This is a genomic window from Mycobacterium kyorinense (assembly GCF_002101735.1).
GTDB lineage: Bacteria > Actinomycetota > Actinomycetes > Mycobacteriales > Mycobacteriaceae > Mycobacterium > Mycobacterium kyorinense.
In genome coordinates this window covers 1-12,395 of sequence record NZ_LQPE01000135.1, presented here as the reverse complement: position 1 = coordinate 12,395, position 12,395 = coordinate 1, and the positions used below count along the sequence as shown (strand labels likewise).

5 protein-coding genes are annotated in these 12,395 nt (G+C 66.3%); 2 read left to right on the top strand and 3 right to left on the bottom strand.

The features are described from left to right. Positions 1–34: 34 nt before the first annotated feature. The gene (locus AWC14_RS16615) at positions 35–748 is read right to left on the bottom strand and encodes an SDR family oxidoreductase (RefSeq protein WP_045373757.1); all 714 of its coding nucleotides are present in this window, start codon (positions 746–748) and stop codon (positions 35–37) included. Further along, the gene (locus tag AWC14_RS16610) at positions 745–1,560 is read right to left on the bottom strand and encodes a FadR/GntR family transcriptional regulator (protein WP_045373762.1); all 816 of its coding nucleotides are present in this window, start codon (positions 1,558–1,560) and stop codon (positions 745–747) included. Before AWC14_RS16610 ends, AWC14_RS16615 begins: the two co-directional genes overlap by 4 nt. Positions 1,561–1,633: 73 nt before the next feature. Here AWC14_RS16610 and AWC14_RS16605 point away from each other — a divergent pair, with 73 nt between their 5' ends. Then, positions 1,634–4,015 (top strand): CaiB/BaiF CoA-transferase family protein, encoded by a 2,382-nt coding sequence (locus AWC14_RS16605; protein ID WP_235215798.1) that lies wholly within the window; start codon positions 1,634–1,636, stop codon positions 4,013–4,015. A 12-nt stretch (positions 4,016–4,027) separates the two neighbouring features. Here the strand turns inward: AWC14_RS16605 and AWC14_RS16600 are convergent, their stop codons facing one another. Next, entirely contained in the window at positions 4,028–4,948 is a 921-nt protein-coding gene (locus AWC14_RS16600) for a GAP family protein (protein ID WP_235215799.1), read from the bottom strand. Positions 4,949–5,569: 621 nt separating this feature from the next. Here AWC14_RS16600 and AWC14_RS16595 point away from each other — a divergent pair. Then, positions 5,570–12,395: non-ribosomal peptide synthetase (locus AWC14_RS16595; RefSeq protein ID WP_142281729.1), on the top strand; the 6,826-nt coding region annotated here is incomplete at its 3' end.

Here is a 12,395-nt window from a genome sequence, read left to right as displayed (position 1 = left end):
ATTCGGGGACCGAATCGTGCGATTCTGCGTCTGCTCACCGTTGTTGCCGTCGGCGGGCCTCGGTAGGTACCACCGGGTCGCGGGCGAACGGGCCGCGGCGGACGGCGTTCAGCCGGATCTCGGGCAGATCCACCGACGGGTCGACGGTGTCCAGCCATGCGACCGCCTCGGCCACATCGGAGACCTGGATCGCGTACATCTCGAACGGAACATCTTGCAGCATCTCGGTTTCCACCGGTCCCGGCGTCACGATGTGCACGGCGATGCCGTCCCGGTCGACCTCCAAGGCCAGCGCCCGGGCGAACGCATTCATCCCGGCCTTGGACGCGGAATACGCCGTGCGGGCCATCATCGGTTCGTGCGCCGCCGACGAGGAGATGAACACCAGCCGCGACCCGGCAGGCATCCGCGGCAGCACCGCCGCGGTCACCACGAAGCACGAGTCCAGGTTGGCCGAGATGATGGCCTGCCACTGCTCGAAGGTCTGCTTGCGCGCGTAGGTGCCGCCGAGCGTCCCGGCCGCGTGCACGACGAGATCGATGGTCTCCAGCGGGCTTATCGCCTGCTCGAACCCGACCGGATCCGAGGCGTCGGCCACCAGGTAACGCGCGCCGATCTCTTCGGCGGCCGCCCGCAGCGGGGCTTCGCGCCGGGCCGAGAGCACCACGTCGTAGCCGCGATCGCGCAGCTTTGCGGCGCAGGCCTTGCCGATCCCGCCGCTACCGCCGGTGACGAGGGCGGTCCTCACGGCCCGGGCCGCGGGCGCGACAACGCCTGCGGTGACAGCGCATAGATGCGTTGGTCGGTCCGGCCGGCCAGCACGTGGCTTTGGGTGTCGGTGAGATGCCGCGCGGAGATGCGACGGGCCCGCTCGACGTCGCCGGCCTCGATCATCTCGGTGAGCTTGACATGCGTGTTGAGCGCGGCGCGGCGCTGACTCAGCGACGGATACGTGCCGCGTGCCGCGCTCTCGTCGGCCCATTGCTGTTCGTGGCTGCTCCACAGCGTCTCAAGGGTGCCGACGACGGCGATGATGGTGCGGTTGCCGCAGCCGCGCACGACGAGATCGTGGAAGCGGCGGCCGATTTCGGTGAATTCGGGCCCGTCGTCGAGATGCTCGGCCATCGCGTCGTTGACCTGTTTGAGCTCGGGCACCAACGTGTCGGCGCGGTCGGGCCGTTGCGCGGCCAGCGCTGCGCAGGCGGGTTCGAGTTCGAGCAGTGCCGCGCCCAGATCGGCGACGCCGACCGACTCGCTTTGCAGCAGCAGGCCCAGCATGTAGGCGGCGCTGGTCTTGGCCGGCGCGTGGACGACGGCGCCGCCGCGGTTGCCGCGCCGCACCGACACCAGACCTTCGGTCTCCAGGATTCGCAGCGCTTCCCGCAGCGAGACGAGGCTGACGTTGAACTGCTCGACGAGCACTTCCTGGCGCGGCAGCAGGTCGCCGTCGGCCAATTCGCCGTCGATGATCTGGCGGCGCAACTCGTCGGCGACGATTTCGGCGATCCGCGGCGCGGACAGGCGGCGTCGTGCCTCGGGCCCAATTCCCAAAGCGGTCATCCGATCTCGGCAGCGACGCAGGACACAGCGGCGACCATCCGGCTATCTTAGCAGTAATGGCACAATAGCCAGGGTGGACGAGAGGCCGGACCACCGACCGACGCCGTTGCAGGACGTGCGCGTCGTCGAGATCAGCGACCGCATCGCGGGCAGTTATTGCGGCAAGCTGCTGACCGACGCCGGCGCAGAAGTCCGCAAAATCGAACCGCCGCAAGGAGATCCGTTGCGGCGGTTCACGGCAAGCTGCTCGCCGGCGGCTACGGATTCACCCTTGTTCGGCTATCTCAATGCCGGCAAGCGCAGCCTGACCTGCGCGCCGGACTCCGAGCGGTACCGCGCCGAGCTGGCCGGCGCCGACGTGGTGGTGGTCACCGCAAACCGGTCACGGGCCGCCGAACTCGACATCGACCCGCAGGCCGTGCTGGCGCGGTGTCCGCAAGCGGTCGTCGTGACGATCTCCGACTTCGGCTGGACAGGACCCTACACCGACCGCGCCGCAAGCGAATTCACCCTGCAGGCCTGGGCCGGATCGACCGGTTTCCGCGGCGATCCCGCCGGGCCGCCGATCGCGATCGGCGGCGAGCTGGGGGAGTACATGGGCGGCGCGTTCGCAGCCTTTGGCGCACTGGCGATACGCCGCCGCGTCGAGGGCGGCGGACCCGGCGAACATCTCGACCTCTCGATGCTCGAGGCGATCACCCTGATGCAGAGCAGCGAATGGCTGCACTCACAGCTGTTACAGGTGCCACCGGTTACCCGCACCGTCGAGGTGCCCTCGATCGAGCAGGCCAAGGACGGCTACGTCGGGATCACGATGGTTACTGGCCAACAATGGCTGGACTTCGCCGCGATGGTGGAATGCCCCGAGCTGACCGAGATCCCCCAGCTGCGATTCCAGATCGGCCGTTGGGAATACCGCGATTTCATCCGTGAGCGGATCGGCCCCTGGCTGGCCGAACGTACCGTCGACGAGATCGTCGAACTCGGCCAGCTGTTCCGGCTGCCGATCGCGGCGCTGGGCAACGGCTCGACGATCCGCGACATGGCCTACATGACCGAGCGCGGCGTGTTCATCCGCAACCCGGCCGGCTTTCACCAGCCGCGCACCCCGTGGCTGATGTCGCGATGCCGTCCCGCCACGGTCCGCAGTGCACCTGTACTCGGAGAAGCCGACAACGAATCCCCGTGGAGCCAGCGCGAATCCGCGGTCTCGGGAACGGCTCGTCCGCTGCCTCTCGACGGCGTCCGGATTGTCGACCTGACCGCGTTCTGGGCCGGCCCGGCCGCCACGCATCTGCTTGCCGCGTTCGGCGCCGACGTCGTCAAGGTCGAGTCGATCCAGCGTCCCGACGGCATCCGCTACTCGGGTGGCATGCGCACCGACGTCGACGACTGGTGGGAGTACGGCTGGGTGTTTCACGCGATGAACACCAACAAGCGGTCGGTGACCCTGGACCTGGGATCAGACGACGGTCGTCATCTTTTCACGTCGTTGGTGGCCGGCGCGGACGTGGTCATCGAAAACTTCTCACCGCGGGTGATGGACCACTTCGGGCTTACCGCGGATGCGCTGCTGGCGGTGAACCCGCGGCTGGTCGTGGCGCGCATGCCGGCATTCGGGCTGGACGGTCCGTGGCGCGACCGGGTCGGTTTCGCGCCGACGATGGAACAGATCGCCGGGCTGGCCTGGGTGACCGGGTTGCCGGACGGTCCGCCGGTCGCGCCGCGGGGCGCCTGCGACCCGCTCGCCGGTGTCCACGCGGCGTTCGGGGTGCTGGCGGCGCTCGACCACACCGCACGGACCGGGGAAGGGCAACTCGTCGAGCTGCCGATGATCGAAACGGTGTTGAACGCCACGGCAATTCAGCCGATGGAAGCCGAGGTGTTCGGCGTGACACTGAGCCGACGGGGCAACCGCGGACACGGCATGGCCATCCAGAATCTCTACCGCTGCGCCGGTGACGACAATTGGATCGCCGTGACCGTGAGCACCGACGCGCAGTGGCGTGCGCTGGCGGCGCTGATGGGGCGGCCGTCCTGGTGCGACGACGGGCGCCTTGCCACGGTGGCCGGCCGACGGGATTGCGCCGACGACATCGATCGTCGGCTGGCCGAGTGGTTCACCGCCCGGGAATTGGGTTCGGCCGTGGAAAGCCTTGCCGCAGCAGGGATTCCCGTCGCGCCGGTGGTATCGCCGTCGCTGGTGACGGACAACCCGCAACTGAACGACCGCGGGTTCTTCGAGTCGCTTGAACATTCCCGGATCGGCACGGCACTGTATCCGCGTCCGCCGTTCGCGCCGCTCGCCGGGCACTCGCGGTGGCTATTGCGTGCGCCGCCCACCCTGGGCGAGCACAATGCCGAGATATTGCGCGGCCTGGGCGGGCTGGACGACGCAGAGCTCACCCGGCTGGCATCGGCCGGGGTGATCGGGACCAGGCCCAAGGGCGTATGACGGGCCGCAGGCTCAGACGATGCCGGCGCCCTGGGCCACCTGCGAAACCCCCACCACGGCGAAGATGGCTACCAGAACCTGCTGACGGTGAGCCAGCGCCCAGTCGTGCAGGCGCCGCAGCACCGCTTCGGTTTTCACCGGAGTGGCCAGATATGCGACGAGGATGACCTCGACGACCACATACAGCACGACGACGTACGCGACTGCTGCGGTGGCCTGCGTGCCGATCGCGGCTGCCGAGGCGACGATGATTGCAGCCACGAAGAGAACCGCGTCGACCGACACCGATGCCACGCCGATCACCCATGCGATCCATAAGGATCCGCTTTCCCAGGCAGTGTGGGCGCGGCCGAGCAACCGCCGGATTGCGATCGGTGTCGCGGGGTCCGGTGGCATGCCGGACGGGTTGTTCGCCGGAGTCACCACCTTCGCCCGCCGACGCGCGAAGAAGCGCACCGTAATCAGCGCGGCGATCGATAGCGCAAACACACCTATCCCAATTTGGACGTGCCGCACGGTGAAACTGCTGGCCGAGGTGGCCGACTCGTGAGTAACAGATTTAAACATCGGTGCGGAGTGCACGACGATCAGCGGGACAAGCAGGGCAGGAACACTCACCGTTAGGCCGCCGAGCCAGTAGGCAAGCAGGTTCAGCACGGGCCGTGGCCGGGAGATCATCAGGAGGGTAAGACCGAGACGCACCGGATGGAGTGCCCCTAGGAGCGCCAACCCCAGTACGGAGCCCCACATGGTCCGAACACTACCTTGCTGCGTCTGTCCTCTCCGTCGGAGACGTTTTGAGGTTGGAGTGCTCAGCGGTGCAAAAGGGAGGTCTGAGGAAATTGCGCAATCAGAGCACACAGCAGATTCAAAGAAATGGCGGAATTTAGGCTGCGGGACGATCTCGATTAGGGCCGCTTTGTTATCCGACACGCGACGAATTGCTTGTTATCTGACATGCGGCAAATTATCGCATGAGCGACAGGTTACGTTGCGATATCGGCCGGACAAAATACATGTTTACCCCGATGCCCAAGGGATCAGGTTTCGCGGGCATCTTGACTTGATGCATCACGGCGGTAGCCTCGGGGCATGCCGACCAGTACCGCGCTGCGGGCGTTCAGCTTGTTTGGGGGGCGCAGGGGATCACTAACCTCTGGCCGGTTGCTCTGCGACGCAGATAGTAAGCGCCACAGTACTTTTCGTGCCTATGCTGCCAGCGGCTCGAAGGTTTCCGGCGGCAGGCCGCGATGGTGGGTCCGCGCCAGGCCTTGCGCAATTTCCTCTTCGGTGACATTTCGGCTCGGTTATTTACCAAACAGATGCCAAATTCGTTGACGATGGGGAACGGCGCCGCATGTGAGCGACCGTCGCTCATGTTTTGGTGGTGGACTGGCGGCTGTTTAGCGCCACGGGTATGTGGAGCAGAATCGGTCCGATTTAGGGCCGAAGAGTTTTGCATAAAAGGCTGGCGCGGGGTCGGGAATGTGATACATAGATGGGGTTCTCCCTCGCAGGGAGCCCTTCGATTGGGTTTAGTAGGGGGCACTTCCAATGGAGGTTTCCGGCCGATACTTTCCGCTGACGCGGGGTCAGCTCGACATATGGCTTGCGGCTGAAACTGGGCAGTCCGGCGCCAAGTGGCAACTGGGGATGCTTGGCCGCATCGAGGGCGCGCTAAAGCCTGATTTGCTCGAGCGGGCGGTCCGGGAAGTGGTGCGCGAGGCCGAACCGCTGAGGGCTGTCTTTTTCGAGATCGACGGGCAGGTTTTCCAGCGGGCGGTGGATTGCCCGGAGGTTGAGCTTGCCCGCTATGACCTCACGGGCTCGCAGAATCCGGCTCGGGACGCCTATCGGCTAGCGGCGTCGATCCAGCGTACGCTGATGCCGCTCACTGGCCCGCTGTTCAAATTTGCGTTATTCCAGACAGCGGTCGATGAATTTTATCTGTTCGTGTGCTGCCATCACATCGTCATTGACGGGATCGGCATCGCCCTGGTTAGTCATCGGATCGCGGCGGTCTATTCTGCACTGGCTTCCGGTGCGCCGGTTCCGCCGGCTTTCTTCGGCTCGCTGCACGATCTGGTCGAATGCGAATCACAATACGAACGCTCCAGCGATTATCTCGATGATCAAGCTTATTGGGCGAGGAATCCTCCGGCGGAAAACCCGTCACGTTACCGGTTGGCGCCCGCGCCCTGCGGCGATCCGGCCGAGTCTTCTGTACCGGTTCAATTGGACCCAGTCGTCGTGGCCGAACTGCGTCGGCTATCGCAGGCGTTGGGAGTCCGTCGGGCGTCGGTAATTACTGCGGCCTGCGCACTTTTGGTTCACGGCGGTGACGTCGAGGGCTCGGAGGCGGTGCTCGATTTCCCGGTTAGCCGCCGCGTGCGCCCGGAAACAACGACCGTGCCCGGCATGTTGTCGGGGACGGTGCCATTGGTGTTGGCGACATCCCCTCAGTCTTCGGTTGCGGAGTTTTGCCAGCACGTCGATACGCGGATGCGGGAAGCACTGCACCATCAACGGTTCCCCGTGCATATTCTGGAGAGAAAGGCTCGCCTTGGCGGATCCGGGGAGGCATCGAATCGGGTCATTGTTAATTTCATTCCTACGACGCGATTAGCGGATTTTGGTAGTGCTGCGGGATCGGGCGTCGTCACCCATTCTGGATTCGAGGATCAGCTCGAACTATGGTTTATCCGGGGTGGTGAGGAGCTATTTCTCGACACCGCCGGTCCCCGGCAGTTGTTTTCCAATTGTGAAACCCGCGATCTAGTCGAGCGGTTGCAGCGGGTGTTGGTGGCGATGACCGCCGACCCGGGCCGGTTGTTGTCGTCGATCGATGTGCTCGATACCGGTGAGCGCGCCCGCCTCGATGAGTGGGGGAACCGGGCGGTTCTGACCGAGCCCGCGCCCGCGCCCGAGTCGGTTCCGGTGTTGTTCGCCGCGCAGGCGGCCCGCACCCCGGATGCGGTGGCGGTCAGCTGCCAAGGCCGCTCGTTGACGTACCGCGAGTTGGACGAGGCCGCAAACCGGTTGGCGCACCTCCTGGCCCGCCATGGCGCATGCCCGGGACAATGTGTTGCGCTGCTGTTTTCGCGCTCCGCCGAGGCGATCGTGGCGATCTTGGCGGTTTTGAAGACCGGCGCCGCTTACCTGCCGATCGACCCGTCGGTGCCGGCGGCGCGCATCGCGTTCATGCTCGCCGATGCCGCGCCCGTCGCCGCGGTCACCACCGCGGACCTGCGCTCACGACTCGGCGGGTGCAACGTGGCGGTCATCGATGCCGACGATCCCGGTGTTGGCGCGCAACCGAGCACCGCCCTTGCGGCGCCGGCCCCCGATGACATCGCCCACATCATCTACACCTCGGGCACAACCGGTACCCCCAAAGGGGTGGCAGTCACCCATCACAACATCACCCGGTTATTCGACTCACGCGACGCCGCTCTGCAGCCGGAGCCGGGACAGGTGTGGACGCAATGTCATTCGTATGCCTTCGACTACTCGGTGTGGGAGATCTGGGGTGCCCTGCTGCACGGGGGGCGGTTGCTGGTAGTTCCGGAGCCGGTGACGCACTCGCCGCAAGACTTCCACGAGCTGCTGGTCAGCCAACGCGTCGGTGTGTTAAGCCAAACCCCCTCGGCAGTAGGTGTTTTGAGGCCCGAGGGGTTGGAGTCGACGACGTTGGTGGTCGCCGCGGAGGCCTGCCCGGCCGAGGTGGTGGACCGGTGGGCGCCGGGGCGGGTGATGGTCAATGCCTACGGCCCGACCGAGACCACGGTGTATGCGTCGATGAGTAGGCCGCTGACGCCGGGGTCGGGCACAGTGCCGATCGGGTCGCCGGTGCCCGGGGCGGCGTTGTTCGTGCTCGATTCCTGGCTGCGCCCGGCGCCGCCGGGTGCGGTCGGCGAGTTGTATGTGGCCGGCACCGGGGTCGGGTGCGGGTACGTGGGCAGGGCGGCTTTGACGGCGGCGCGGTTCGTGGCGTGCCCGTTCGGTGGCACCGGGGCGCGGATGTATCGCACCGGGGATCTGGTGCGCTGGGGCGACGACGGGCAGCTGGACTATCTAGGTCGCGCCGACGAGCAGGTCAAGATCCGCGGGTATCGCATCGAGCTCGGCGAAATCCAGTCGGCCCTAAGCGGTCTGGATGGGGTGCAGCAGGCGGTGGTGATCGCCCGCGAGGACCGCCCCGGCGACAAACGCTTGGTCGGCTACATCACCGGCACCGCCGACCCCGGACAGGTCCGTGAAGAGTTGGCGGAGCGGCTGCCGGATTACATGGTGCCCGCTGCGGTGGTGGCCCTCGACTCATTGCCGCTCACGCCCAACGGCAAGCTCGACAAGCGGGCCTTGCCGGCACCCGAATACACCCGTGGTGCATCCCACATGCCGGCCAACGCTATCGAGGAGATCGTGGCGGGCATCTATGCCCAAGTTCTCGGGCTGGAGTGCGTCGGGGTCGACGACTCCTTCTTCGACCTGGGTGGGGATTCGCTGTCGGCCATGCGGTTGATCGCTGCGATCAACACCAGCCTGGATGCCGGTCTTGCGGTGCGTACGGTGTTCGAGGCGCCGACGGTGGCTCAGTTGGCGTCTCGTATCGGTGGAGATGCGCGTCGGCTTGAACCGTTGAGGCCGGTGGAACGACCGGCGCTCATTCCGTTGTCGTTTGCCCAGCAGCGGTTGTGGTTCATCGACCAACTGCAGGGGCCCTCACCGGTCTACAACATCGCCGCCGCGTTGCGGCTGTGCGGCAACCTGGATGACGACGCGCTGCACCACGCATTAGGCGACGTGGTCGCCCGCCACGAGAGCCTGCGTACGCTGTTCGTGGCGGCCGAGGGGATTCCCCGACAGGTGGTCACCCCGGTTGAGCGGGCCGAATTCGGGTGGGATGTCATCGATGCCGCCGGGTGGCCGGTGAATCGGCTGCAGGATGCCATCACGTCGGCAGTTCGCTACACGTTCGACCTGGCAACCGAGATCCCTTTGCGGGCAACTCTTTTCCGCGTCGCCGACGACGAGCATGTACTCGCGGTAGTGGTTCACCATATCGCCGCCGACGGCTGGTCACTGAGGCCGCTGGCCGCTGATTTGGGTGCGGCCTACGCCAGCAGGTGCGCCGGCCGGGCTCCCGGGTGGGCCGAGTTGCCAGTGCAGTATGTCGATTACACGCTGTGGCAGCGGGCGCAGTTCGGCGAGTTTGACGATCCGGACAGCCCCATTGCCGCGCAGCTGGCCTATTGGGAACAGGCCCTGGCCGGGATGCCCGAGCGGCTGGAGCTGCCGACCGATCGGCCTTATCCGCCGGTTGCTGATCACCGCGGCGCCAGCGTGACGGTGGAGTGGCCGGCCGAGCTTCAGCAGCGGGTGCGCAATGTGGCTCGTGAGCACAACGCGAGCAGTTTCATGCTGGTTCAGGCCGCACTGGCAGTATTGTTGGCCAAGCTCAGCGCCAGTTCCGATGTGGCCGTGGGGTTTCCGATTGCGGGGCGTCGCGATCCGGTGCTCGACGAGCTGGTGGGATTTTTCGTCAACACGTTGGTGCTGCGCGTCGACCTGGCCGGCGATCCAACTGTGGGCGAGTTGCTGGCCCAGGTGCGGCGGCGCAGCCTGGCCGCCTACGAGCACCAAGACGTGCCGTTCGAGATTCTGGTCGAGCGGCTCAATCCGACGCGCAGCCTGGCCCATCACCCCTTGGTGCAGGTGCTGTTGACTTGGCAGAACTTCCCCGGGCACCGGAGCGGTCCCGTGGCCGGACTGAACCTGGGGGATCTGGAGGTCACGCTGCTGCCCGTCGACACCCAAACGGCCCGAATGGACTTGGTGATCTCGCTTGCCGAACACTGGACCGAAACCGGGGAGCCCGCCGGGATCCGCGGGAACGTGGAGTTTCGCACCGATGTGTTCGACGCGTCCAGCATCGGAACCTTGATCGAACGGTTCGAGCGGGTGTTGGCGGCCATGACCGTCGATCCGGGCCGGTCGTTGTCGTCGATCGATCTGCTCGACGAGCGCGAGCGTGCCCGGTTGGACGAGGTCGGTAACCGGGCGGTGTTGACCGCAGTCACACCTGCCACTGTGTCAATTCCGGATTTGTTCGCCTCGCGGGTGGGCCAAGCCCCGGATGCGGTGGCGTTGGTAGGCGGCGACCGTTCGTGGACCTATCGGGAGCTCGACGAGGCGGCGAACCGGTTGGCGCACCTGCTGGCCGGTCACGGTGCGGGCCTGGGACAGTTTGTGGCGCTGTTGTTTTCGCGGTCGGCCGATGCGATCGTGGCCATGCTGGCGGTGCTCAAGAGCGGGGCGGCCTACCTGCCGATGGACCCGGCATTGCCCGCCGCCCGAATTGCGGTCATCCTTGCCGACGCTGCGCCGATTGCCGCGATCACCACGGCGGACCTGCGCTCGCGGCTGGACGGGTTCGATGTGACTGTCATCGACGTCGAAGACCCCTCCGTCGATACACAATCGGGCACGGCGATGCCGTCGCCGCGCCCTGGCGATCTCTCCCACGTCATCTACACCTCGGGCACTACAGGCGTTCCCAAGGGTGTGGCTGTCAGCCACCACAACGTGACCCAGCTGTTCGACTCGCTGGACGTCGGACTGCCGGCGGCAGGGGTGTGGTCACAGTGGCATTCCTACGGTTTCGACGTCTCGGTCTTCGAGGTCTGGGGCGCGCTGCTGCGAGGCGGGCGGTTGGTGATGGTGCCCGAGTCGGTGGCGCGCTCACCGGAAGACTTCCACGCCTTGCTGGTCGGTGAGCAAGTCAGCGTCTTGAATCAGACGCCGTCGGCCGTAGCCACGTTGTCGCCGCGGGATTTGGATGGGGTGGCCTTGCTGGTGGGCGGTGAGCCCTGTCCGGCCGAGGTGGTGGATCGCTGGGCGCCGGGACGGGTGATGCTCAACGCCTACGGTCCGAGCGAGACGTGGTATACGGCGCTGAGCGCGCCGCTGAAGCCGGGGTCGGGGGCGCCGCCGATCGGGTCGCCGGTGGCGGGTGCGGCGTTGTTCGTGTTGGACAGATGGTTGCGCCCGGTGCCCGCCGGGGTGACGGGCGAGTTGTATGTCGCCGGTCGTGGTGTCACGTATGGGTATTGGCGGCGGGCCGCCTTGACTGGTTCGCGGTTTGTGGCGTGCCCGTTCGGGGCTCGCGGGCAGAGGATGTATCGCACCGGGGATTTGGTGCGCTGGCGCGCCGATGGGCAGCTCGCCTATGTGAGCCGCGCTGATGAGCAGGTCAAGATCCGCGGGTATCGCATCGAGCTCGGCGACGTGCAAACCGCCCTGGCCGACTGCGACGGGGTGGAGCACGCGGCGGCGGTAGCGCGCGAGGATCGCCCCGGCGACAAGCGCTTGGTGGGTTATGTCACCGGCGCCGTCGACCCGGCGCGGATCCGCGAGCAGTTGGCCGAGAGGCTGCCGGCCTACATGATCCCGTCCGCGGTGGTGGTGTTGGAGGCGCTGCCGCTGACCGTCAACGGCAAACTCGACATCCGCGCCCTGCCGATACCTGAGTACACGGGCGCTCGGTATCGCGCCCCCGCCAACGCTATTGAGGAGATCCTGGCCGGAATTTACGCTCAAGTCCTCGGGGTGGACCGTGTCGGGGTCGACGACTCTTTCTTCGACCTGGGTGGGGATTCGCTGTCGGCGATGCGCCTGATCGCGGCGATCAATACTTCGCTGGATGCTGGTCTGTCGGTGCGCGCGGTGTTCGAGGCGCCCACGGTGGCGCAATTGGCGTCGCATATCGGTGTGGGTGCGGCTCGGTTGGAGCAGTTGCGGCCGGTGGAGCGGCCATCCGTGGTGCCGTTGTCGTTTGCCCAACAGCGGTTGTGGATCCTGGACCAATTGCAGGGTCCTTCACCGGTTTACAACATCTCGGCGGCGTTGCGGTTAAGTGGACCGCTTGATGTCGACGCCCTCGGTGCGGCGCTTGCCGACGTGGTGGGCCGCCATGAAAGCCTGCGCACCGTCTTCGTGGCTCCCGACGGGCTACCGCAGCAGGTGGTGGTACCTGCGGGCAGCGCCGATTTCGGCTGGGACGTCATCGATGCCGGCGGCTGGCCGGCGAGCAGGCTGGATGAGGCGATCGGTGAGACAGCCCGCTACAGGTTCGATCTGGCCAACGAAATCCCGCTACGTGCCAGGCTTTTCCGTCTCGGCGAAGACGACCACGTGTTGGCGGTCGTGGTGCACCATATCGCCGCCGACGGGTGGTCGATCAGCCCGCTGGTGCGCGATGTGGGTGTGGCCTATGCGAGCCGGTGCGCGGGGCAGGCTCCCGGGTGGGCCGAGTTGCCGGTGCAGTATGTCGATTACACGTTGTGGCAGCGTGCCCAGTTCGGTTCACTTGATGATCCTG

What these genes read in the sequence shown, in the direction of transcription:
- AWC14_RS16610 (WP_045373762.1), bottom strand. Translation starts at nt 1,560, where the DNA reads ATGACCGCTTTGGGAATTGGGCCCGAGGCACGACGCCGCCTGTCCGCG.